The organism is Pseudomonas sp. 210_17 TE3656, from assembly GCF_054821965.1.
Genome location: NZ_JBTRBC010000001.1, coordinates 3,752,317 through 3,775,718, shown reverse-complemented (window position 1 = coordinate 3,775,718; position 23,402 = coordinate 3,752,317). Strand labels below are relative to the sequence as shown.

Below are 23,402 nucleotides of genomic sequence, written 5' to 3'. Positions count from 1 at the left end.
GTCGGCGGTACAGGTGGATCCGCAGATCCCTCTGAACACAGCCTATGCCAGAAATGCATTCGGCGCTGTCCCAGGACAGCGCCGTTGTGGTGTTACTGGATCAGACCAACCCGCGACAGGTTCGGGAAGTGGCTGAGCTTGGGCTCTGGCCAGCTCATCCAGACCGCGAAGGCCTTGCCGACGATGTTCTGGTCCGGGACCATGCCGTGCAGCGCCTTGGGAATAGCGGGATCATCCCAGTAACGGCTGTCGTTGGAGTTGTCGCGGTTGTCGCCCATCATGAAGTAATGGCCGGCCGGGACTGTCCATTGCTGGTCAGGCGGCATGCGATAACGGCTCATTTCCTTGCGGATCAGGTGTTCGGCCTCGCCCAGTTTTTCCTTGTACAGCTCGGCGCTGCCCAAGGTACCCGGTTCGGTACCCATCAGTTGCTCGGCAATCGGCTTGCCGTTGACGAACAGCTTCTTGTCGCTGGTGTAGGCGATCTGGTCGCCCGGCAAGCCAACTACACGCTTGATGTAGTTGACGTTCGGGTCGCTCGGATAGCGGAACACCATCACGTCGCCGCGCTGCGGATCACCGACTTCGATGACTTTTTTGTCAATCACCGGCAGGCGAATGCCGTAGGAGAACTTGTTCACAAGGATGAAATCGCCCACTTCCAGGGTCGGCTTCATCGATCCCGAAGGGATCTGGAAAGGCTCGACCAGGAACGAACGCAACACCAGGACGATGAACAACACCGGGAAGAACGACTTGCCGTACTCAACCAGCAACGGCTCCTTGTTCAACTGTTCGACCACGGCCATCTCGGGCTGGCTGACGCTGCCCTGATAGTTGGCGATTGCCGAACGCCGGCGTGGCGCCAGGAACAGCAGATCGACCAGGGCCAACAGACCGCAGACGGCAACGGCGATGACTAGCAAAAGCGGGAAATTTAGCGACATAGGACCTAATTATTCCAACCTGAGCACGGCGAGGAAGGCTTCTTGTGGAATTTCCACGTTGCCGACCTGTTTCATGCGTTTCTTACCGGCCTTCTGCTTCTCCAACAGCTTGCGCTTACGGCTTACGTCACCACCGTAGCATTTGGCCAGTACGTTCTTTCTGAGCGCCTTGACAGTGGTTCGCGCCACAATCTGCCCGCCAATGGCGGCCTGGATTGCCACGTCGAACATCTGCCGAGGAATCAGTTCCTTCATCTTCTCAGTCAACGCGCGGCCCTTATAGTGCGCGTTATCGCGGTGCACGATCAGCGCCAGGGCGTCGACCTTGTCACCGTTGATCAGTACATCGAGCTTGACCAGGTTGGCCGACTGGTAGCGATCGAAATGGTAGTCCAGCGAAGCATAGCCGCGGCTGGTGGACTTCAAGCGGTCGAAGAAGTCCAGTACCACTTCGTTCATCGGCAAGTCGTAGCGCACTTGCACCTGCGAACCGAGGAACTGCATGTCACGCTGTACGCCACGCTTCTCGATGCACAGGGTAATGACGTTGCCCAGGTGCTCTTGAGGCACAAGGATGGTCGCGGCGACGATCGGCTCGCGGAAGTCCTCTACCGAGGACACATCCGGCAGCTTCGACGGGTTGTCGACGTAGATGGTCTCGCCGGTCTTGAGCTTGACCTCGAAGATTACACTTGGCGCCGTGGTGATCAGGTCCAGGTCGTATTCGCGCTCCAGGCGCTCCTGGATGATTTCCATGTGCAGCATGCCGAGGAAGCCGCAACGGAAGCCGAAGCCCAGTGCGTCAGAGCTTTCCGGCAGGTACTGCAGCGACGAGTCGTTCAGGGTCAGTTTCTGCAATGCATCACGAAAATCTTCGAAATCATCGGAACTGACGGGGAACAGACCGGCATAAACCTGTGGCTGGATACGTTTGAAACCTGGCAGCACATCGACTTCAGGGGTGCTGCTCAGGGTCAGGGTATCACCCACCGGCGCACCATGAATGTCCTTGATGCTGGCGATGATGAAGCCTACTTCACCGGCTTTGAGGTCAGCAGTCTGGGTGTGTTTCGGGGTGAATACACCGACGCTGTCGACCAGATGTACTTTGCCGGTGGACTTGACCAGGATCTTGTCGCCCTTCTTCACGCGGCCATGACGCACGCGCACCAGAGAGACAACGCCCAGGTAGTTGTCGAACCAGGAGTCGATGATCAGCGCCTGCAGAGGCGCTTCAATGTCACCGGTCGGCGCCGGGATGGTGTGCACCAGGCGCTCGAGCACCTCGTCCACGCCCATGCCGCTCTTGGCGCTGCAGGCCACGGCGTCGGTGGCATCGATGCCGATGATCTTCTCGATCTCGTCCTTGACCTTGTCCGGGTCGGCCTGGGGCAGGTCCATCTTGTTCAGCACCGGCATGACCTCAAGGCCCTGCTCGATGGCGGTGTAGCAGTTGGCGACCGACTGGGCCTCGACGCCCTGGCCGGCGTCAACCACCAGCAACGCACCCTCGCACGCCGCCAGGGAACGGCTGACTTCATAGGTGAAGTCGACGTGGCCGGGGGTGTCAATGAAGTTCAGCTGGTAGGTTTTGCCGTCCTGCGCCTTGTAATGCAGGGTGACGCTGTGGGCCTTGATGGTGATACCGCGCTCACGCTCCAGGTCCATGGAATCGAGTACCTGGGCCTCCATCTCACGCGCAGTCAGGCCACCGCACATCTGGATGAAACGGTCCGCCAGAGTCGACTTGCCATGGTCAATGTGGGCGATGATGGAGAAATTGCGGATATGACTCAAATCACTCACGGGTCAACACTCAAAAAGGCTGCGGGCCGGACGCCCACCGAAAAATAGCCGGGAATTGTACCTGAAGCTGAAAGGTTATGGGAGATTCCATATCGCCTATTCGCGGGGCAAACCCGCTCCCACCGGCTCAATGACACCCCTGTGAGAGCGGGCTTGCTCCGCAAATAGAGACAAAAAAGGGCGACCCAGGCCGCCCTCTTGTGCTCAACCCAGCTTACTCAGCCAGCTTGAAGGTGATGAAGCTGGCGCGCCCCTGACGCAGCACGCGCATCGACACCGAACGGTTCTTCGGCAGTTCCTTGGCAATTTCGGTGAACTGCTTGGCCGAAAGGATCGCCTGGTTGTTCAGGTGGCTGATGACGTCACCCGGACGCAGGCCGATCAGCGCAGCCGGGCCGTCCTGGACTTCCTTGATGACCACACCGCCTTTGAGTTCCAGAGTCTTCTTCTGCTCAGCGCTCAGGTCGGCCACCGAAACACCGAGGCGATTGCTGCTGCGCTCGGCACCGCCGTTGGCATTGGCGACGATTTCAGCATCGTCGTCAGGCAGTGCACCGACGGTGACATCCAGGCTCTGGCGCTTGCCGTTGCGAATGATGTCCAGTTTGGCGGTAGCACCGTCTTTCAGGCTACCGACCAGGTGCGGCAGGTCGGCGGACATGACGATCGGCTGACCATTCATGCTCAGGATCACGTCACCCACCTGCAGGCCACCCTTGGCTGCCGGGCCGTCTTCCAGGACCTGGGCCACCAGGGCACCGGCCGGTTTGTCCAGGCCAAAGGATTCAGCCAGGTCCTTGTTGACCTCCTGAATCACCACACCCAGCCAGCCGCGGCTGACCTTGCCGTCTTTCTTCAGTTGATTGGAGACATCCAGTGCCACATCGATCGGGATCGCGAACGACAGGCCCATGAAGCCGCCAGAGCGGGTGAAGATCTGCGAGTTGATCCCCACGACCTCACCATTCATGTTGAACAGCGGGCCACCGGAGTTACCCGGGTTGATCGCCACGTCGGTCTGGATGAACGGCACATAGGTATCGTTCGGCAGGGTACGCCCCTTGGCGCTGACGATACCTTTGGTTACCGAATGGTCGAACCCGAATGGCGAACCGATAGCCAGCACCCACTCGCCGACCTTGAGCTTTTCAGAGTCGCCCAGCTTGACGGTCGGCAAGTTCTTGCCGTCGACCTTGAGCAGCGCCACGTCGGTGCGCGGGTCGGTGCCGACCAGCTTGGCCTGCAGCTCGCTGCGATCGGACAGACGGACGATGATTTCGTCAGCGTCAGCGACCACATGGTTGTTGGTCAGCACATAACCGTCGCTGGAAATGATGAAGCCCGAACCCAGCGACTGCGCTTCACGCTGGCGGTCGCCACGCGGCGAGCGCGGCTGCTGGGGCATGTTGCGCTCGAAGAACTCGCGAAACATCGGTGGCAGGCCTTCGAGATCAGGCATCTGGCCGGTCGCATAGCGGCGATCCGGCAGCTTCTGCTTGGTACTGATGTTCACCACCGCAGGCGAGGCCTGCTCGACCAGCGTGGTGAAATCCGGCAGGGCTTCGGCCTGGGCAGCGGTGGCCACCTGCCCGAGCATGAGCACGGCGGCGAACAACGATAGGTAGGTTTTCAAGCGTGGTATTGACATACGGCTCCCGTCACATCGAGCGTGGTTAGCAGTAGGGCCCTGCAGAAGCAGGAAAGGCCAGACCCCGAAAGGACTGACCTATAGAAAAATTCTGGGATTTTTGCAAACTGCAAAGCTTGCCAATCATGTCAGTCAAGTCATCCTCGACCGTTCAGCGCTGTGCTTGCTGTTCATTTTTGCGCCTGGGCATCCTGAGACCGCATCGACAAGGCAATCCGCTCAGCGGTGCCAATCGGAATTTCGCCGACCACGGTGACCATCATTTCGCCTTTGGGCGTAGTCAAGCGTCGCGAGACTGCCACAGTAGGCCCCAGTTGCGTGCGGATATCCGCCGCCGAGCCGCTGTCCAAGGCTTCAACGAAAACCGAAAAACGCGCCAGGCCGTCATCGAACATCAACCGACTGACCGTATTCTTGCCCTGCGGGTCTTTGCCAATCGAGCTGTCGACCAGCTCAAAACCTGGCGGCAACCAGTCCGAACGCCAGCCAGTGACGGGCTGTGCAGCACGGGCAGTGACCTGGGTTACCGGCTTGCACTGCTCGCCAGCCTGCAGATCGTCGTCACTCGGCGCATCCCGGGTATCCAGGCGGGTGAACTGGAAGCGTTCGAGCAACCGCCCCTTGTCATCGAGCATCAACGACTTCAGCGGCAGGCCGGTCTCGCGATCCAGGTGCAGTTCAAAGGCATAACGATGCTGGTCACGCGGGGTCAGGGTAACGATAACCGCGGCACGGTCCGCCACCCGGGATTTGCCGGCGACCCCAAGGTCGTACCAGCTCATCAACTTCAGAGGATCAAGCACTCGCGCTGTGGATTCCGGCGTGCCGCTCACACCAGACACCAAGGCCCCGCTTACGCACTGGGTATGCCCGTCGACACGCACGACTTCCTGGGCCGAGCCATCGAGTTGCAGAAGCCGCTCGCTGACCTTGCCGTCCTGGACGCGATGCCAGATATCGTGGGTGGAGAAGCTGCCGTTACGCTCGTAAACGAAAGTACCCTGATAACTCTGCTGCTGCTCGGCCTGAGCCAGCTTCTTGAGCCAGTCGCCCGCCTCCGGTGAAGAGTTGGCAGCATGGGCCGGCAGTGTCAGCCAGCCACCCAGCAACAGCGGAATGAGAGGTAGCGCGCGCATGATCCTCCTTACTTAACGGTTTTCCAGGCTGGCCGCGCGGGCATAAGGCAGAGCGCTCTCGGTACCTTTGAGGGCTGCTTCCTGAGCATGCTGGCGCAGATAGCCGGGCAGACGCTGGTCGTGCCAGCCGGATTGCCCTTGCAGCACGCCATTGGCCATCGGGCCTGGCTGTTCTGCATTCTCACTATAGCCTGCCAGCACGGCCGGGCCCTGAACTTGAGGCACAATCACGCCTTGCTGGACCGGTTGCTGGGCAGCCAGCTGGGCACCACTGATATCGTCCTGGTTGTACAGGCGTACACCGGCCAGCACAGCGACAGTCACCGATGCAGCCACGGCCAGACGACCCAGGCTGCGCCATGGTCCACGGTTGACCTTGACCGGCGCGGCTTCGTCGGCCAGCGCGGCAGATACAGCGGAGGCGATATCCAGTTGTGGCAGCACCAGTTCCTTGTGCATAGCCGCACGGGCAACCTGATAACGCGACCAGGTGGCACGGGTTTCGGCATCATCGACGGCGTTCAACACCCGTCGTAATTCCAGTTCGTCCGCTTCGTTATCCATCACCGCGGACAGCGATTCCTGCAAAGCTTCACGACTCATGGCGGTTCCTCTCTTGGCTGTCGCCGCTGTCTCAGGTTTCCTGCAACAACGGCTGCAGGGCTTTGTCTATGGCCTCCCGAGCGCGGAAGATTCGAGAGCGCACGGTACCCACCGGACACTGCATGACACTCGCAATGTCCTCGTAACTCAGACCATCGAATTCACGTAAAGTTAACGCCGTACGTAAATCTTCTGGCAGTTGCTGAATGGTCCGATGGACGGTGCCTTCGATCTCATCTCGCAACAACGCACGCTCGGGGGACTCCAGATCCTTGAGGCCATGATCGCCGTCGTAAAATTCCGCATCCTCGGAACTCACATCGCTGTCCGGTGGCCGCCGACCGCGGGACACCAGATAGTTCTTTGCCGTGTTGATGGCAATGCGGTACAGCCAGGTGTAGAAAGCACTGTCTCCGCGAAAATTACCAAGCGCGCGGTAAGCCTTGATGAAAGCTTCCTGCGCCACATCCTGGGCCTCATGGGTGTCGTGTACAAAACGCACGATCAACCCGAGAATCTTGTGCTGATACTTCAGCACCAACAGATCGAACGCTCGCCTGTCGCCACGCTGCACGCGCTCGACAAGCTGCTGATCCTCTTCCTGGGTTAGCATGAACACTCCTCAGTGAACGTGAAGGAGCGTTGCGAGAAGCATCGTTCAGGCTTGCAACCATAGACTCGGGCTTTTCGCAAAAGTTCTCCCCTCCAAGCAAGTTTCCTGCGGCCCTTGGTCGGCTCGCACGAAAAACGCAGCGCGGTCACCGCCGGCTGCGTCGATAATCGGGTCTCGAATACGCCGACAGTACCCTTATTATGGGCTATTGCCAGGCGTCGCTGCGGCATTGTGGTGTGCAGGCAACCTTCTATGGATATCCACACAGCATGGAAAGTTCCCACAGCAAGCACCAGGACCCTGCATGTGCCATTGGAAATCAAGGCCTTGGGGCTGCTATAAAGGCAACCGGTCCAGATTCACGATAGTTTCACAATGCCATAAGCGCCTGACTATTGTGCCGATCCCCCCCTTCAGATACTAGTGTCCTGACATGAGCCAACAACTCCAACATGATGTCCTCGTGATCGGCAGCGGCGCCGCCGGTCTGAGCCTGGCGCTGAACCTCCCCGGCCACCTGCGCATTGCCGTGCTCAGCAAGGGAGACCTCGCCAACGGTTCGACCTACTGGGCCCAGGGCGGGGTCGCCGCAGTACTGGATGACACCGACACGGTGCAGTCCCACGTTGAGGACACCCTCAACGCCGGTGGCGGCCTGTGCCATGAAGACGCCGTGCGTTTCACCGTCGAACACAGCCGTGAGTCGATCCAGTGGCTGATCGACCAGGGCGTACCCTTCACCCGCGACGAACACGCCAGTGTCGACGACGGCGGTTTCGAGTTCCATCTGACCCGTGAAGGCGGCCATAGCCATCGACGCATCATCCATGCCGCCGACGCCACTGGCGCAGCGATTTTCACCACGCTGCTCGCCCAGGCCCGCCAACGCCCGAACATCGAGCTGCTGGAACAGCGAGTTGCCGTTGACCTGATCACCGAGCGACGCCTGGGCCTGGAGGGCGACCGCTGTCTGGGCGCCTACGTGCTCAACCGCAATACCGGCGAAGTCGACACCTATGGTGCGCGCTTCACTGTGCTCGCCACTGGCGGCGCCGCCAAGGTCTACCTGTACACCAGCAACCCCGACGGTGCCTGCGGCGACGGTATTGCCATGGCCTGGCGCGCCGGCTGCCGGGTGGCCAACCTTGAGTTCAACCAGTTCCACCCCACCTGCCTGTACCACCCGCAAGCCAAGAGTTTCCTGATTACCGAAGCGCTGCGCGGTGAAGGGGCATTGCTGCGGCTGCCCAACGGCGAGCGCTTCATGCCGCGCTTTGACCCGCGCGAAGAGCTGGCGCCGCGCGATATCGTCGCCCGCGCCATCGACCACGAGATGAAACGCCTGGGCGTGGACTGCGTGTACCTGGACATCAGCCACAAATCCGAAGAATTCATCAAGACCCACTTTCCCACCATGTATGAACGCTGCCTGACGTTCGGCATCGACATCACCCGCCAGCCGATCCCGGTGGTGCCTGCCGCTCACTACACCTGTGGTGGCGTCATGGTCGATGACTGCGGCCACACTGATGTGCCCGGCCTCTACGCGATTGGCGAAACCAGCTTCACCGGCCTGCATGGCGCCAACCGCATGGCCAGCAACTCGCTGCTCGAATGCTTCGTCTATGGCCGCGCCGCCGCCACCGACATCGAAACGCAGCTGGACCAGGTGCAAATGCCGCGCGCCCTGCCCTGCTGGGATGCCAGCCAGGTTACCGATTCGGACGAAGACGTGATCATTGCGCACAACTGGGACGAACTGCGGCGATTCATGTGGGACTACGTGGGCATCGTGCGTACCAGCAAGCGCCTGCAACGCGCCGAACACCGGGTGCGTTTGCTGCTCGACGAGATCGACGAGTTCTACAGCAACTACAAGGTCAGCCGCGACTTGATCGAACTGCGCAACCTGGCCCAGGTGGCCGAGCTGATGATCCGCTGCGCCATGCAGCGCAAGGAAAGCCGGGGCCTGCACTACACCCTGGACTACCCAGGCATGCTTGCCGAAGCCCACGACACTATTCTGCAGCCGCCCACCTACGCCGACTGAACTTCAGGCGCACGCGCAGGCGCCGGTGCTGCACCGGTTCCAGCGCGTCATGGGCGATACACAAACCTTCACTCCAGTAGCGCCCCGGCCTGCGGTAACGCAGCACGATCAGGCCTGGCAAGGCCAGGCTGTCCGGGCGTAGCTGCACCGGCTGCCAGCCCTGGGCATGGCTGAACAGCTGCCAGCCTTCACGATCACGACGCAAACCGCTGACAGCCCGGGGATGGCTGAGCAGAATGCGCCGGGGAATCATCCAGCCCGCATGCAGCAGGCACAGGACCACGCCAGACAGCCGCAACCACCAGGGAAGTTGCAGCAGGCTCAGCGCCAGCAAGGCCAGCAGCAAGCTGAGCAGATAGGCCACCAGCAGGCTTTTCGAGCCCTGCCAGCGGCACTCGAACCGCTCACTTGGGCTGGACACGGTCCAGAATGATGCGAACCATACGCTGCAGCTCCGGGTCTTCGGACTCGCTGCGTTCCATGAACCAGCCGAACATGTCCTGGTCTTCGCAGCTCAGCAGGCGCTTGTACAGCTCGCGATCGGCCTCGCTCAGGGTTGGGTAGACCTCCGCGCTGAACGGGACCAGCAGTACATCGAGCTCAAGCATGCCACGGCGGCTGTGCCAAAAGAGCCGATTGAGTTCAGTTTGTTCGACCATGGAGCCCTCCTAAAATAGGCCGCCAGTATACAGAGCCAGCGCCCGGGGGACACGAGACGTTGGTCCGGACATGTGAGCAAATAATGACAGAGGGGCGCGCTCAACTACCTATTTTGCCAACGGCGCTCTATCATGGGCCCCAGTCTTACTACCCTGCGATATCCCATGGCCGATTCCGCTTTTTTCTGCACCCTATCCCACGAAGGCGTCCTCGCCGTCCGCGGCTCGGACGCCGGCAAGTTCCTGCAAGGCCAACTGACCTGCAACATCAACTACCTGAGCGACAGCACCAGCAGCCTCGGCGCGCGCTGCATGGTCAAGGGCCGTATGCAGTCGAGCTTTCGCATCCTGCCTGAGGGTGATGGTTTTCTCCTGGCCATGACCCGCGAGTTGCTTGAAGCGCAACTGGCCGACCTGAAGAAATACGCGGTGTTCTCCAAGGCCAAGCTGACTGATGAAAGCGATGCCTGGGTCCGCTTTGGCTTGCAAGCAGGTGACGAAGCGCTGCAGGCGCTGGGCCTTGAGGTGCCGGGTCAGATTGACGCTGTAACGCGCCACGACGGGCTGATTGCCGTTGCCGTCTCGCCCGGTCGCATCGAACTGTGGGTGCCCGCCGAACAGGCAGAGCGTGTGCAGGCACAGTTAGCCGGGAAGCTGCCAAAAGCCGGGCTTAACGACTGGCTGCTCGGGCAAATCCGCGCTGGCATCGGTCAGGTCATGGCCCAGACCCGTGAGCTGTTCATCCCGCAGATGATCAACCTGCAGGCCGTAGGCGGCGTCAGCTTCAAGAAAGGCTGCTACACCGGCCAGGAGATCGTCGCCCGCATGCAGTACCTGGGCAAGCTCAAGCGCCGCCAGTACCGCGCGGCCCTGACGAGCGAAACCCTGCCCGAGCCGGGTACCGAGATCTTCTCGCCGACCCATAACTCGTCGGTGGGTGAAGTGGTGCTGGCGGCCCGCAGCGCAACCGGCAGCGAACTGCTGGCAGTACTGACCGCCGATGCCGTGGAAGACAACAACCTGCACCTGGGAAGCCCCGACGGCCCGCGCCTGGAACTGCTGTCGCTGCCTTATGAACTGGACCGCGACCGCGAAATCCAGCGCTGAGCCAGCCCTGCCCCGGCATATCGAACGCCGGGGCCCTTTTGAATTGCTGTAGAGAACCGCGATGAACAAGCTGGCCGAGATGGTCCAGGCCCAGTTACTGGCCGCCATCAAAAATGATGACCTGGTGCTGCCGACCCTGCCGGAGGTCGCCTTGAGCATTCGCGAGGCCGCTGAAGACACCGAGATCAGCGTCAGCGCCCTGAGCAAGGTCATCGGCCGCGACGCCGCCCTGTCGGCACGCCTGATCAAGGTGGTGAACAGCCCGTTGCTGCGTGCCACGGTCGAGGTCACCGACCTGCAGACCGCGATCACCCGCCTTGGCATCAACTACAGCTGCAACCTGGCCGTCGGCCTGGTGATCGAGCAGATCTTCCACGCCCGCTCCGAGGTGGTGGAAAAGAAAATGCGCGAAATCTGGGCAACCAGCCTGGAAGTAGCCGGCATCAGCTACGAACTTTGCTTGCGCTACACCCAGCTCAAGCCTGATCAGGCCGCCCTCGCCGGCCTGGTTCACCAGATTGGCGTGTTGCCGATCCTGATCTATGCAGAGGAGCACAACGAGCTGCTTTCCGATCCGGTGTGCCTGAACTATGTGATCGACCAGATCCATCCGGTACTGGGTGACAAGATCCTCAGCAGCTGGGAATTTCCCGAGCAGTTGGTCAAGCTGCCTGGACAGGTTCTGGATCTGGACCGCGGCAGCGATCGGGTCGATTACGTCGACATCGTCCAGATCGCCAGGGCCCTGAGCCCGGCCATCGGCAAATCGCGGCCCTTGGCGGCGCTGCCCGCCTATCGCCACCTGGGACTGCCGACCGGTACCGAACTGGTGGCCAGCGATCTGCTCTATGCCCGCTCAATGTTCCGTTAATCGACGGTAAAACTGACCCGCACTTTCAGGCCGCCACCCTCTCCGTCGTGAAGACTGATCTGCGCCAGATGGGCGCGGCAGATCTCGCCGACGATCGCCAGGCCCAGGCCGGTGCCTTGCGCACTACGTCGATAGAAACGCTCGAACACCCGTTCACGCTCGTTTTCAGGAATCCCCGGGCCATCGTCTTCGACTTCCAGCACCCCTGGCGCGTAGACCCGCAAGATCACATTGCCGCCTTCGGGGGTATGGGCCAAGGCGTTGTCCACCAGGTTACTGAGCAGCTCGTTGAGCAACGTCGGTTCGCCACGCACATGCACAGGCGCTTCGGCCTCCAGCGCCAGCGCCACTCCGCGGGCATAGGCCAGCGGCGCCATGGCCATGCCCAGTTCACGCGCCAGCTGGCTGAGGTCAAGCAACTGCGCGCCGCCTTCGGCAATGGCCCGCGCACCGTTTTCCACCCGTGCCAGGGAGAGCAGCTGGTTGGCCAGGTGGGTCAGGCGGTCGGTACCCTGGGCCGCTGATTCCAGGGTCTCGCGCCAGACCTGGGGTTCATTCGAGCGCAAGCCCAGTTCGACCCTGGCCTTGAGCGCTGCCAGCGGTGTGCGCAGCTCATGGGCGGCCTCGGCGATGAACTGCGCCTGGCGCTCGAACTGACCGCGCAGGCGTTCGGTGAAATGATTCAAGGCACGCACCAACGGGCTCAATTCACGCTGCACTTCGACCAGCGGTAACGCGCGCAGGTCGTCGGGTTGACGCTCTTCCACCGCACTGCGCAGGCGCTCCAGCGGCCGCAGCGCAGCACTGACCGCAAACCACACCAGCATCAACGCGCCGAGCGCCAGCATCCCCAGACGCAACAGGGTATCGGCCATCAGGCTGCGGGCCATGCGCACCCGCGCCTCTTCGGTTTCGGCCACACGGATCTCGGCCATGCCGTTCATGTTCGGTTCGGTAACGGCCTTGAGCAAGCTCACTACACGCACGTCCTGCCCCAGGTAGCGCGCGTTGTAGAAGCGCGCCAGGGCCGGGTAATCATCGGTGCGCGGCGTACCCGGTGGTGGTGCGGGGAGGTTTTCGTAACCGGAGATCAGACGCTGATGAATGTCATTGACCTGGTAGTAGATACGTCCGGCGCTGTCGTAGGCAAAGGTATCCAGGGCCACATAGGGCACGTCGGCGCTGAGGGTGCCGTCACGCTGGGACAAGCCCGCGGCAATGGTTCGCGCGGAAGCCAGCAGGGTGCGATCGTAAGCGGTGTCGGCCGCTTCGCGACCATTCCAGTAGGCACTCAGTCCGCTGGCCAGCATCAGCACCACCAGCAGCAAGGCCAGGTTCCACAGCAGCCGCCCGCGCAGGCTGACGCTGTCACGCATCGCGATGCTCGAGCAGGTAGCCGAGCCCCCTGAAGGTGACGATGGCCACGGCATGACCATCGAGCTTCTTGCGCAGGCGATGGATATAGATTTCGATGGCATCGGCGCTGGCTTCTTCATCCAGACCGAAGACCTGGGCGGCCAGTTGCTCCTTGCTCATCACCCGCCCCGGACGGGCGATCAGCGCTTCAAGCACGGCCTGTTCGCGGGAGGTCAGGGTCAGCAATTCGTCACCGAGGGTGAAACGCCGGGTATCGAGGTCATATACCAGCGGACCACAGCGCTGTTGCCGCTCGCCGCCAAGCACGCTGCGGCGCAACAGGGCCTTGACCCGCGCCTCAAGCTCGGTCAGTTCGAAGGGCTTGGCCAGGTAGTCATCGGCTCCCAGGTTCAACCCGTGAACCCGGTCCTTGACGTCACTGCGCGCAGTCAGCATCAGCACCGGCACGGTTTTGCCACGGGCGCGCAGGCGCGCCAGTACTTCGAAGCCGTCCATGCGCGGCAGGCCGACATCGAGCACCGCCACGGCATATTCCTCACTGGCCAGGGCCAGGTCGGCGGCCACGCCATCGTGCAGCACATCCACGGTCAGGCCGGTACTTTTCAGGGCCTGGGCCACGCTTTCGGCCAGCTGCAGATGGTCTTCGACGAGCAGCACACGCATCGTTTTCTCCCCGTTCGCGTCGCGGTCAATGGCGCGGAGTGTACAGCCGACAGCGCACCTGTGGAGCCTTCGCAACAATGAAAAACAGTTGAAAGGTTAGCGAAAGGTTCAGCCCCTAGCATCCCCTCACGGCTCACTCTGCTTGCCGTATAACCGAACATTGACGTTCGAATTAATAAGAACAAAAACGGAGTTACTTCACCATGCTGTCCATGCAGCCACAGGCGCACGCGCCTATCCGCCGTTTACCTTCTCGCCAGTCCGCAGTTGCCAGCGCCCTCGCCCTTGCCGGCGTCGCACCGCTGAGCCAGGCCGCCTTCTTCGATGACAGCAAGGCGACCTTCGAAACCCGCAACATGTACTTCAACCGCGACTTTCGCGATGGCACCAGCGCCCAGCAGTCCAAGCGTGACGAGTGGGCTCAGGGTTTCATGCTCAACTTCGAGTCCGGCTATACCGACGGTACCGTAGGCTTTGGCCTCGATGCTTTGGGGATGCTCGGCATCAAGCTCGACTCCAGCCCTGATCGTACCGGCAGCGGCCTGCTGCCTACCCACGATAATGGCCGCGCCGCCGACGAGTATTCCAAGCTCGGCCTGACCGGCAAGGTAAAGATCTCGGCCACCGAACTGAAAGTCGGCACGCTGATGCCGGAACTGCCGACCCTGCAGCCCAACGACGGTCGCATCCTGCCGCAGACCTTTGAAGGCGGCCTGCTGACGTCCGGCGAAATCAAGAACCTGACGTTCACCGGCGGGCGCCTGGAAAAAGCCAAGGATCGCGACAGTACCGACAATCAAGACATCGCCCTCAACAACAAGAACAGCCGTTTTCTCGGCACCGTGGCCGGCAACCATTTCGACATGGCTGGCCTGGACTACAAGTTCACCGACAGGATCACCGGCAGCTACCACTGGGCGCAGCTCGATGATGTCTATCGCCAGCACTTTGTCGGCATGCTCGCCACCCAGCCCTGGGGCCCCGGTACCTTCGGCGCCGACCTGCGCATGGCGTTCAGCGACGACCAGGGCCAGGCCCGTGGCGGCAATATCGACAACACCGCCCTCAACGGCATGCTCAGCTACGCCATCATCGGCCACAAGTTCAGTGCCGGTTACCAGCACCTGTCGGGCGACACCGCCTTTCCTTACGTCGACGGTGCCGACCCGTACCTGGTCAACTTCGTGCAGATCAACGACTTCGCCGGTGCCGACGAGCGCTCCTGGCAGGCCCGCTACGACTATGACTTCGCCAAACTGGGAGTTCCCGGCCTGACCTTCATGACCCGTTACATCAGCGGCGATAATGTCAGCCTGGCCGATGGCGGTGAAGGCAAGGAGTGGGAACGCAATACCGAGTTCAAGTATGTGGTGCAAAGTGGCGCCCTGAAAAACGTCGCCGTGCGCCTGCGCAACGCCACCTTCCGTTCGAACTTCGCCCGCGATGCGGACGAGGTGCGGCTGCTGGTGAGTTACAGCCTTGCATTGTGGTAATCCCCGATAACAATAATGCTCACGGAGATAGACGATGACCTTTTCACTGCGCCGCATTGCCCTTGCCACTGCCTGTCTGATGCTTGCCGGCCAAGCCATGGCTGGCGAACCCAAACGTCCTGAATGCATCGCCCCCGCCTCCCCCGGCGGCGGCTTCGACCTGACCTGCAAACTGGTGCAAAGCGCCCTGGTCAACGAGAAGATCCTTACCAAACCCATGCGCGTGACCTATATGCCTGGCGGCGTCGGCGCGGTTGCCTACAACGCCGTGGTCGCCCAGCGCCCGGCCGATGCCGGGACCCTGGTAGCCTGGTCCAGCGGCTCGCTGCTCAACCTCGCTCAGGGCAAGTTCGGCCGCTTCGACGAGAACGCCGTGCGCTGGCTGGCAGCCGTTGGCACCAGCTATGGTGCCATCGCAGTGAAAAACGACTCGCCCTACAAGACCCTCGACGACCTGGTTGCCGCGCTGAAGAAAGACCCGAGCAAAGTAGTCATCGGCTCCGGCGGTACCGTCGGCAGCCAGGACTGGATGCAGACTGCACTGATCGCCAAGGCCGCCGGCATCGACCCGCGCGACCTGCGCTATGTCGCCCTTGAAGGCGGAGGTGAAATCGCCACGGCACTGCTCGGTGGGCATATCCAGGTAGGCAGTACCGACATCTCCGACTCCATGCCACACATCCAGAGCGGTGACATGCGCCTGCTGGCGGTGTTTGCCGAAAAGCGTCTGGACGAGCCGAAAATGAAGGATATTCCGACCGCCAAGGAACAGGGCTACGACATCGTCTGGCCGGTGGTGCGCGGTTTCTATCTGGGACCGAAGGTAACGGATGAAGAGTACGACTGGTGGAAGACCTCGTTCGACAAGCTGCTGACCTCGGAAGAGTTCGCCAAGCTGCGTGACCAGCGCGAACTGTTCCCCTTTGCCATGACCGGTGCGGAGCTGGACACCTACGTGAAGAAACAGGTGGCTGACTACAAGGCCCTGGCCAAGGAATTCGGGCTGATTCAGTAATCTCCCAACCTTTCTAGAAGCATCGCGGGGCAAGCCCGCTCCTACACAGTTCCCTCTGTGGGAGCGGGCTTGCCCCGCGAAAAGAGGATTCCCCAATGATCCTGCAACGCGTTTTTGCCTTGTTGCTGCTAGCGGTCTGTACCGCTCTGGCAGTAATGGCCTGGCCCTATCAGGCTGCGTTCTCCTACGAGCCTGTCGGCCCTCGTGCCTTCCCATTGCTGATTATCGGCCTGATGGGCTGCGGCCTGTTGTACCTGGCCTTTCGTCCCACCCCGATCGTGCGCAAGGACGATGAGCCTGAACTGGACCGCGAATCCCTGAACAAGATCGGCATCTGTGTGGCCTTGCTTCTGCTCTTTGCCAGCACTTTCGAACCCCTGGGATTTGTACTGAGCAGCATCCTGGTCGGCGTCCCCATGGCACGTCTTTACGACGGGCGCTGGCTGCCCAGCGTCGTCATCATCACGCTGATGAGCATCGCGCTGTATTGGCTGTTTGACCGTGTAATGGATGTTCCACTGCCCCTGGGCCTGCTCGACGTTCTGGAGAACTGACATGGATACGCTTGGTTATCTCGGCCAGGGCTTCGGCGTTGCCCTGAGCCCTTACAACCTGGTCACTGCGCTGTGCGGCAGCCTGATCGGTACTGTCGTTGGCCTGCTGCCGGGCCTGGGCCCGATTAACGGTGTAGCGCTGCTGATTCCGATTGCTTTCGCCCTCGGCCTGCCTCCGGAGTCGGCGCTGATCCTGCTGGCTGCGGTGTACCTGGGTTGCGAGTATGGTGGGCGCATCAGCTCGATCCTGCTTAACATTCCCGGCGAAGCCGCAACGGTGATGACCACCCTCGATGGCTACCCGATGGCCCGCAAAGGTCTTGCCGGTGTCGCCCTTTCGTTGTCGGCGTGGAGCTCGTTCATCGGCGCATTCATCGCCACCTGCGGTATGGTCCTGTTCGCGCCCTTGCTGGCCAAGTGGGCCATTGCCTTTGGCCCGGCGGAGTACTTTGTGCTGATGGTCTTTGCCATTGTCTGCCTGGGCGGCATGGCAGGTGACAAACCACTGAAAACCTTCATCGCGGCACTGATTGGCCTGTTTCTGTCCTGCGTCGGCATCGATGCCAACAGCGGCGTATACCGTTTTACCGGCGACAGCGTGAACCTGGCCGACGGCATTCAGTTCGTGGTACTGGTGCTGGGTCTGTTCTCGATCAGCGAGATTCTGCTGCTTCTGGAAAAAACCCATCATGGCCATCAAGCGGTCAAGGCCACCGGGCGCATGCTCTTCAACCTCAAGGAAGCGGCCTCGGTATTCTGGGTGAACATCCGCTGTGGCGTGCTGGGTTTCATCATGGGGGTGTTACCCGGTGCCGGGGCAACCCTGGCCAGTGCGGTTGCCTACATGACGGAAAAACGCGTGGCGGGTGCCAGCGGTAAATTCGGCCAGGGCGACAAGCGTGGCCTGGCGGCGCCGGAAACCGCCATCGGTGCTGCATGCTGCGGTGCTCTGGTACCGATGCTGACCCTGGGTGTACCCGGGTCGGGTACGACCGCGGTCATGATCGGCGCCTTGACCCTGTACAACATCACCCCCGGCCCCCTGCTGTTCCAACAGCAGCCGGACATTGTCTGGGGCTTGATTGCTTCGCTGTTCATTGCCAACGTCATGCTGCTCATACTGAACGTTCCAATGGTGCGTCTGTTCACCCGCATCCTTGCCGTACCGAACTGGGCACTGGTGCCGGTGATTGCAATCATTACCGCCATCGGTGTGTATGCCGTGCACGCCACGACCTTTGACCTGTTCCTGATGATCGGTATTGGCATCTTCGGTTATATCCTGCGCAAGCTCGATTTCCCGCTGTCGCCGTTGCTGCTCGGCTTTATCCTTGGCGGCCTGATGGAGCAGAACCTGCGCCGCGCCCTGTCAATCTCCAACGGCGGCCTGGATATTCTCTGGTCGAGCCCGATCAGCATGACGGTCTGGACGCTGACTGCGGTGATGCTGGCATTTCCACTGCTGCGCATCTGGCGCAAGCGCAGCCTCCAGCGTCGTGCCCTGGCCGATGTCTGATCGGCCTTCGCAACTGTTCTGGGCCACAGGGCTGGTCGGTCTGGCAGGCGGGTATCTCGCCAGCCAGGTCGGCTGGCCGCTGCCATGGATGGTCGGCTCGCTGCTGGCGATCATCCTGGTGCGCTGCCTGACGCCCTGGCAATTGAGCGAAATTCCCGGCGGGCGTAAATGCGGGCAGTGGATCATCGGCATCGGCATCGGCCTGCACTTCACCCCGGCGGTGGTCGAGCAGGTGGCGAGCAATTTCGGTCTGATCTTCTGCGGTGCGTTGATCACCAGTGTCTCCAGCGTCGTTGGCATCTGGCTGCTGCGCCGTACCGGTGAAGACCGCGCTACGGCGTTTTTTTCCAGCATGCCTGGCGGCTCCGGGGAGATGGTCAATCTCGGTGCCCGCAACGGTGCGGTGCTCAGTCAGGTCGCTGCCGCACAGAGCCTGAGGGTACTGGCGGTGGTGCTGTGCGTACCGGCGCTGTTCAAATACCTGCTGGGCGATGGCGTTGCCATCACCCACAACGGTAGTGTCAGCTGGGGCTGGCTGGCGTTGATCTGCCCATTGGGTATCGTCATGGCCTGCCTGTGGCAGCGCCTGAAGCAGCCCAATCCCTGGCTGTTCGGCCCGCTGCTGGTCGCGGCCGTCGCCAGTGTCGGCTTCGATCTGCAAATTGCCCTGCCCGATGGCGCCAGCCAGATCGGCCAATGGCTGATCGGCAGTGATCTGGGCTGTCACTTCAACCGGGCATTCTTCCGCCGGGCGCCCTCCTTCCTCGGGCGCACCTTGATCGCCACTGCGTTAAGCATGCTGATCGCAGCCGTTGCTGCCTGGACCTTGAGCCATCTGACCCAGCTGGACCTGCGTTCCTTGACCCTGGGCATGATGCCCGGCGGTATCGCGGAAATGAGCCTGACCGCCGAGACCCTGCAGTTATCGGTCCCGCTGGTGACGGCATTGCAGGTGATGCGTTTGCTGTTCGTGCTGTTTCTCGCCGAGCCGTTGTTCCGGCACTGGGTTGGCGAACGCTCGACCACCGGGCCAGACAGCAAAAAAGGAAGCTGAGGCTTCCTTTTTTTTCGCTTACAGCGGCGGCAACGCCCACTCGACTGGCGCCAGGCCGTGTTGTTCGAGGAACTTGTTGGTCCGGCTGAAATGCCCACAGCCGAGGAACCCGCGGTAGGCGGACAACGGCGACGGGTGCACCGACTTGAGCACCAGATGTTTGGTGCCATCGATCAACTTCTGCTTGCTCTGCGCATGGGCGCCCCAGAGCAGGAACACCGTATTGGGCTGATGCTCGCTGACCAGTTCGATGATGCGATCGGTGAAGAACTCCCAGCCCTTCTTGGCGTGCGAGGCGGCATTGGCCCGTTCCACGGTCATGGTGGTATTGAGCAGCAACACGCCTTGATCCGCCCAGTGCTGCAGGCAGCCATGCTGGGGAATCTCGATGTTCAGGTCGCGGTGCAATTCCTTGTAAATGTTGACCAGCGACGGCGGCGTGGGGGTCCCCGGCTGCACCGAAAAACACAGACCATGGGCCTGGCCAGGGCCGTGGTACGGATCCTGGCCGAGAATCACCACTTTCACCTGATCCAGCGGCGTGGAATTGAGCGCGTTGAAAATCAACGGGCCCGGTGGATAAATCTCTTTGCCCGCCGCATATTCCTGGCGCAGAAATTCCCGCAGCTGCTGCATGTAGGGCTGGTCGAACTCGGCGCGCAGCGCTTCTTTCCAGCTCGGTTCAAGTTTGATGCGATCGTCGTCTGTCATGGGGCCATCCGTAAACAATGGCGCGACACTAGGAAAGCTGCCGGTGCTTGTCAATCGATCCGACCGGCGACCGCCATAATCGCCAACAGCGGCCATACTTGTCCGGATCAAAGCAAAGAGGTCCGCCATGGCTGCCGTACAGTGCGAAGAACTCACCGGCGTCGATGGTGCCCGTATCGGCATCGCCACACTGAATGCGCCTCAGACACTCAATGCCTTATCACTGCCTATGATCGAGGTGCTCGACGAGCAACTCAAGATCTGGGCCAATGACCCGGACATCGTCTGCGTATTGCTGCGCGGTACCGGCCCCAAGGCCTTCTGTGCCGGCGGTGAGGTGCGCAGCCTGGCCGAGGCTTGCCGCCATCACCCGGGGGAGGTGCCGCCATTGGCCGCGCACTTCTTCGCCGCGGAATATCGCCTGGATTACCGCCTGCATACCTACCCCAAACCCTTGCTGTGCTGGGGCCATGGGCATGTGCTCGGTGGTGGCATGGGCCTGCTGCAGGGCGCCAGCGTGCGCATCGTCACGCCAAGCAGCCGCCTGGCCATGCCGGAAATCAGTATCGGCCTGTACCCCGATGTCGGCGCCAGCTGGTTCCTCGCGCGCTTGCCAGGCAAGCTCGGCTTGTTTCTCGGCCTTACCGGCGTGCCGATCAACGCCAGGGATGCCCTGGACCTGGGCCTGGCCGACCGTCTGCTCGGGGAAAGCCAGCAAGCGGAACTGCTCGACGACCTGCTGCAGCTGAACTGGCAGGAACAAACCGCCCTGCAACTCAACAGTCTGCTCAAAGCCCAGCAGAACGGGGGGCAGAGTCAACTGCCCGAAGCTCAGTGGCTGCCACGGCGCAAACAGATTGACGCACTGCTCGATGTCGCCGATCCGGTGTGTGCCTGGCGCGCCATCGCACAACTGCGCAATAACCCCGACCTGCTGCTGGCCAAAGCCGCGCAAACCATGCTTGAAGGCTGTCCGCTCACCGCTCACCTGGTCTGGGAGCAGATCCAACGGGCACGGTACCTGTCACTGGCCCAGGTGTTCCAGATGGAATACGCCATCAGCCTCAATTGCTGTCGGCATCCAGAGTTCAGTGAAGGTGTTCGAGCACGTTTGATCGACAAGGACCAGAAACCGCGCTGGCACTGGGCAGACATCGCCCAGGTGCCAACAGCGGTAATCCAGGCGCACTTTCGCAAGGCCTGGGAAGGCCGCCATCCGTTGGCGGACCTGGCCTGAACGGCCTAACGATGCCAGTTGCCGTCGCGCCGGCCATCGCCATTGCGGTCGTGGCGTGAATTGCCCTGGCGATAACGGTCATAGCCACGACCTGGGTAGGGCTTGTAGTAATGATCCGGTGCCGAGCGGTAATAGTGCGGCGTCGCGCGGTTGTAATGAGGCGTCGAGCGGTAATAGTAGTGCGGCGTTGAACGGTAATACTGCGGCGGTGGCGAGTAGTAGCGCGGCTGCGGCACCACATAGTAACCACGGTTATATTGATAACCAGGCTGGTAATAGCCCGGATAGCCATAGCGATCAGCGGTATAGACTTCGGTGCGATGGTAGTAACCGTTACCTCCGTAAGGAACACAGCCGGCGGTCAGCAAACTCAGCACTGCAACAAGCAAAAGTCGGCGATACATGGCGGCCTCCTGGACCGCGAAACTGCCCATCCCAGCGGCGCTGGTCGGCGTCGATCGGCAAGCGCTGACCGACACAGATTAAGACCACATAAAGCCGATCCGGTGCCCTTGCCGCAATAATTTGCAACAAGGGCAATACCCTTGATATTTATCCAGTTATTTTCCGGCCGTAACACTAGAATGAACGGCATTGGCCTATATCAAGGGAATGCCATATTGCCTCGCTCCGCCCTGTTTTCGCAGCGTTCGCTGATCCTGACCTTGCTGTTGTTGCTCGGCTGCGGCTTCCTGGCCACGTCGCTGCTGAGCTATTACGCCTCGCGCAGTTCGATCCGCGAAAGCATCGTCAACACCGAGTTGCCACTGACCTCCGACACGGTCTATTCGGAAATCCAGAAGGACCTGGTGCGACCGATCCTGATCTCCTCGATGATGGCCCACGACACCTTCCTGCGTGACTGGGCACTGGGCGGCGAACGCGACCCGACGCAAATCTCCCGCTACCTGAACGAAGTCATGGGCCAGTACCGTGCCTACACCGCGTTTTTCGTTTCCAGCGCCACCGGCAACTACTACCAGGCGCAAAAAGGCGTAATGAAGCAAATCGACCCGCAGGAGCCGCGTGACGCCTGGTACTACCGGGTGCTGAAACTGGACGCGCCCTATGAAATCAACGTCGACCTGGACATGGCCAACCAGGACAAGCTGACGGTGTTCATCAACTACCGCGTGCTCGACTACAGCGGCAACTTCATCGGTGTCGCCGGCATCGGTCTTACGGTCGAAGCCGTGGTGCGCCTGATCGATGACTACCAGCAGCGCTACCAGCGTCAGGTGTACTTCGTCGACCCGCAAGGCAATGTGGTATTGACCGGCTCAAAAGGCGGTGCCCATGGTGCCCGCACGGGCCAGTCGCTGCGCGAACTGGACGGTTTGCGGGAATTGCTCAGGCAGATGCCACAACCTGTCAGCGGCAGCCATGAATACCTGAGCAGCGACGGTCACAGTCACTTTCTCAACGTGCGTCTTGTGCCAGAGCTGAACTGGTACCTGTTCGTCGACAAACGCGAAGACGGCGCCCTGGATAACATCCGCCAGTCGCTGTACCTGAACCTGGTGATCTGCACCATCATCGGCCTGGTGGTGCTGTCGCTGCTCAACGCCATGGTCAAGCGCCATCAGGACAATATCGAAACCCTGGCCACCCGTGACAGCCTCACCGGCCTGCCCAACCGCCGCGGCTTCGACCTGCTGGCAGCCCAGGCGCTACAAGAATCCCAGCGCGAGCCCAAGCCACTGGTCGCCTTGCTGATCGACCTCGATCACTTCAAGCAGCTCAACGACACCCATGGCCACCTGGCCGGAGACGAAGTCCTGCGTCAGTTCGCCGACGTACTGGAAAACTGCCTGCGCCAGGCGGATATTATCTGTCGCTGGGGTGGTGAGGAGTTCATCGTGCTGCTCAAGGACACCGACGGCGCACATGCCCAGGAGGTAGCGGAAAAGCTCCGCCTGCACACCGAACAACGGGATTTCAGCTTCGCCGACAAAGTGATCCGCTTGACCACCAGCATCGGCTTGAGCAGCCTGCAGCCTGAGGATACCCTGCACAGCCTGATCGCCCGCGCCGATCATGCGCTGTACCGCGCCAAGCAAAGTGGACGCAACCGTGTCTGCGTAGAAATGCCCAGGTCCGACTATGAATGACACCCAACGCTGCCCCGCCTGTGGCGCCAGCAACCGCTGCAGCCTCGCCGACCCACGCACAGCGGCCCAGGCGTGCTGGTGCTACAGCGTCAGCATCGCCGCCGAAGTGCTTGAGGCGTTGCCTGTCGAACAGCGCAACAAGGCTTGCCTGTGCCCCGCCTGCGCCCAGGTGCTGGAACAACTGGAAGCGGCAAAACCCGCCGGCAAGCGTTAAACTGCAGCGCCCTGCAC

General features: G+C 61.3%; 23 protein-coding genes. 11 read left to right on the top strand and 12 right to left on the bottom strand.

The window, feature by feature from the left end:
* Positions 1-92: 92 nt before the first annotated feature.
* The 6 genes from lepB to rpoE all read right to left on the bottom strand — a co-directional run bounded on the left by lepB (position 93) and on the right by rpoE (position 6,753).
* On the bottom strand, positions 93-947 hold the full coding sequence (gene lepB / locus ACVI9W_RS17760; RefSeq protein ID WP_461530682.1) for a signal peptidase I: 855 nt from the start codon (positions 945-947) through the stop codon (positions 93-95).
* A gap of 9 nt (positions 948-956) precedes the next feature.
* Positions 957-2,753 carry a translation elongation factor 4 gene (gene lepA, locus ACVI9W_RS17755; protein ID WP_038607640.1) on the bottom strand — a complete coding sequence of 599 codons (1,797 nt, stop codon included), beginning with the start codon at positions 2,751-2,753 and terminating at the stop codon, positions 957-959.
* Between the two features lie 214 nt (positions 2,754-2,967).
* Positions 2,968-4,350, bottom strand: coding sequence for a DegQ family serine endoprotease (locus tag ACVI9W_RS17750; RefSeq protein WP_371261990.1), 1,383 nt, complete (start codon positions 4,348-4,350; stop codon positions 2,968-2,970).
* A gap of 221 nt (positions 4,351-4,571) precedes the next feature.
* Positions 4,572-5,537, bottom strand: a complete 966-nt coding sequence (locus ACVI9W_RS17745) for a MucB/RseB C-terminal domain-containing protein (RefSeq protein ID WP_038607634.1) — start codon at positions 5,535-5,537, stop codon at positions 4,572-4,574.
* 12 nt (positions 5,538-5,549) lie between these two features.
* Positions 5,550-6,140 carry a sigma-E factor negative regulatory protein gene (locus ACVI9W_RS17740; RefSeq protein ID WP_157191354.1) on the bottom strand — a complete coding sequence of 197 codons (591 nt, stop codon included), beginning with the start codon at positions 6,138-6,140 and terminating at the stop codon, positions 5,550-5,552.
* Positions 6,141-6,171: 31 nt separating this feature from the next.
* Positions 6,172-6,753, bottom strand: coding sequence for an RNA polymerase sigma factor RpoE (gene rpoE / locus ACVI9W_RS17735; RefSeq protein ID WP_010220971.1), 582 nt, complete (start codon positions 6,751-6,753; stop codon positions 6,172-6,174).
* A 433-nt stretch (positions 6,754-7,186) separates the two neighbouring features.
* On the opposite strand from rpoE, the gene nadB reads away from it, so the two are divergent.
* Complete coding sequence (nadB, locus tag ACVI9W_RS17730) at positions 7,187-8,803, top strand: L-aspartate oxidase (RefSeq protein WP_461530681.1); 1,617 nt, start codon at positions 7,187-7,189, stop codon at positions 8,801-8,803.
* Here the strand turns inward: nadB and ACVI9W_RS17725 are convergent.
* Both ACVI9W_RS17725 and ACVI9W_RS17720 read right to left on the bottom strand, forming a co-directional pair.
* Entirely contained in the window at positions 8,772-9,224 is a 453-nt protein-coding gene (locus ACVI9W_RS17725; protein WP_461530680.1) for a protein YgfX, read from the bottom strand. The two genes, nadB and ACVI9W_RS17725, sit on opposite strands and share 32 nt — an antisense overlap.
* Positions 9,208-9,462 (bottom strand): FAD assembly factor SdhE, encoded by a 255-nt coding sequence (locus tag ACVI9W_RS17720; RefSeq protein WP_038607607.1) that lies wholly within the window; start codon positions 9,460-9,462, stop codon positions 9,208-9,210. Before ACVI9W_RS17720 ends, ACVI9W_RS17725 begins: the two co-directional genes overlap by 17 nt.
* Positions 9,463-9,627: 165 nt before the next feature.
* Here ACVI9W_RS17720 and ygfZ point away from each other — a divergent pair, with 165 nt between their 5' ends.
* A complete protein-coding gene (gene ygfZ / locus ACVI9W_RS17715; RefSeq protein WP_461530679.1) occupies positions 9,628-10,569 on the top strand; it encodes a CAF17-like 4Fe-4S cluster assembly/insertion protein YgfZ in 942 nt (313 codons plus the stop codon).
* 61 nt (positions 10,570-10,630) lie between these two features.
* Positions 10,631-11,440 carry an HDOD domain-containing protein gene (locus ACVI9W_RS17710; protein ID WP_038607602.1) on the top strand — a complete coding sequence of 270 codons (810 nt, stop codon included), beginning with the start codon at positions 10,631-10,633 and terminating at the stop codon, positions 11,438-11,440.
* Here ACVI9W_RS17710 and ACVI9W_RS17705 read toward each other — a convergent pair.
* Both ACVI9W_RS17705 and ACVI9W_RS17700 read right to left on the bottom strand, forming a co-directional pair.
* Complete coding sequence (locus tag ACVI9W_RS17705; protein ID WP_038607600.1) at positions 11,437-12,816, bottom strand: sensor histidine kinase; 1,380 nt, start codon at positions 12,814-12,816, stop codon at positions 11,437-11,439. The two genes, ACVI9W_RS17710 and ACVI9W_RS17705, sit on opposite strands and share 4 nt — an antisense overlap.
* On the bottom strand, positions 12,809-13,480 hold the full coding sequence (locus ACVI9W_RS17700; RefSeq protein WP_038607596.1) for a response regulator: 672 nt from the start codon (positions 13,478-13,480) through the stop codon (positions 12,809-12,811). The genes ACVI9W_RS17705 and ACVI9W_RS17700 overlap by 8 nt, the downstream gene beginning before the upstream one ends.
* 203 nt (positions 13,481-13,683) lie before the next feature.
* On the opposite strand from ACVI9W_RS17700, the gene ACVI9W_RS17695 reads away from it, so the two are divergent.
* The 5 genes from ACVI9W_RS17695 (at position 13,684) to ACVI9W_RS17675 (ending at position 19,112) form a co-directional block, all read left to right on the top strand.
* Positions 13,684-14,973 carry an OprD family porin gene (locus ACVI9W_RS17695; protein WP_461530678.1) on the top strand — a complete coding sequence of 430 codons (1,290 nt, stop codon included), beginning with the start codon at positions 13,684-13,686 and terminating at the stop codon, positions 14,971-14,973.
* 34 nt (positions 14,974-15,007) lie between these two features.
* Positions 15,008-15,988, top strand: a complete 981-nt coding sequence (locus tag ACVI9W_RS17690; protein ID WP_038607590.1) for a Bug family tripartite tricarboxylate transporter substrate binding protein — start codon at positions 15,008-15,010, stop codon at positions 15,986-15,988.
* Positions 15,989-16,083: 95 nt separating this feature from the next.
* Complete coding sequence (locus ACVI9W_RS17685; RefSeq protein WP_461530677.1) at positions 16,084-16,542, top strand: tripartite tricarboxylate transporter TctB family protein; 459 nt, start codon at positions 16,084-16,086, stop codon at positions 16,540-16,542.
* A gap of 1 nt (position 16,543) precedes the next feature.
* Positions 16,544-18,058, top strand: a complete 1,515-nt coding sequence (locus tag ACVI9W_RS17680) for a tripartite tricarboxylate transporter permease (RefSeq protein WP_038607585.1) — start codon at positions 16,544-16,546, stop codon at positions 18,056-18,058.
* Positions 18,051-19,112, top strand: coding sequence for an AbrB family transcriptional regulator (locus tag ACVI9W_RS17675; RefSeq protein ID WP_461530676.1), 1,062 nt, complete (start codon positions 18,051-18,053; stop codon positions 19,110-19,112). The genes ACVI9W_RS17680 and ACVI9W_RS17675 overlap by 8 nt, the downstream gene beginning before the upstream one ends.
* Before the next feature lie 18 nt (positions 19,113-19,130).
* On the opposite strand, the gene ung is transcribed toward ACVI9W_RS17675, so the two are convergent.
* On the bottom strand, positions 19,131-19,823 hold the full coding sequence (ung, locus tag ACVI9W_RS17670; protein ID WP_461530675.1) for a uracil-DNA glycosylase: 693 nt from the start codon (positions 19,821-19,823) through the stop codon (positions 19,131-19,133).
* A 127-nt stretch (positions 19,824-19,950) separates the two neighbouring features.
* On the opposite strand from ung, the gene ACVI9W_RS17665 reads away from it, so the two are divergent.
* Positions 19,951-21,060: an enoyl-CoA hydratase/isomerase family protein gene (locus tag ACVI9W_RS17665; protein ID WP_461530674.1), complete on the top strand. Its 1,110-nt coding sequence runs from the start codon at positions 19,951-19,953 to the stop codon at positions 21,058-21,060.
* Between the two features lie 5 nt (positions 21,061-21,065).
* On the opposite strand, the gene ACVI9W_RS17660 is transcribed toward ACVI9W_RS17665, so the two are convergent.
* Positions 21,066-21,464: a hypothetical protein gene (locus ACVI9W_RS17660; RefSeq protein WP_461530673.1), complete on the bottom strand. Its 399-nt coding sequence runs from the start codon at positions 21,462-21,464 to the stop codon at positions 21,066-21,068.
* Between the two features lie 216 nt (positions 21,465-21,680).
* On the opposite strand from ACVI9W_RS17660, the gene ACVI9W_RS17655 reads away from it, so the two are divergent.
* Together ACVI9W_RS17655 and ACVI9W_RS17650 are read left to right on the top strand one after the other, a co-directional pair.
* The gene (locus ACVI9W_RS17655; RefSeq protein ID WP_461530672.1) at positions 21,681-23,171 is read left to right on the top strand and encodes a sensor domain-containing diguanylate cyclase; all 1,491 of its coding nucleotides are present in this window, start codon (positions 21,681-21,683) and stop codon (positions 23,169-23,171) included.
* On the top strand, positions 23,164-23,385 hold the full coding sequence (locus ACVI9W_RS17650) for a cysteine-rich CWC family protein (protein ID WP_461530671.1): 222 nt from the start codon (positions 23,164-23,166) through the stop codon (positions 23,383-23,385). Before ACVI9W_RS17655 ends, ACVI9W_RS17650 begins: the two co-directional genes overlap by 8 nt.
* The last annotated feature ends 17 nt before the right edge of the window (positions 23,386-23,402 follow it).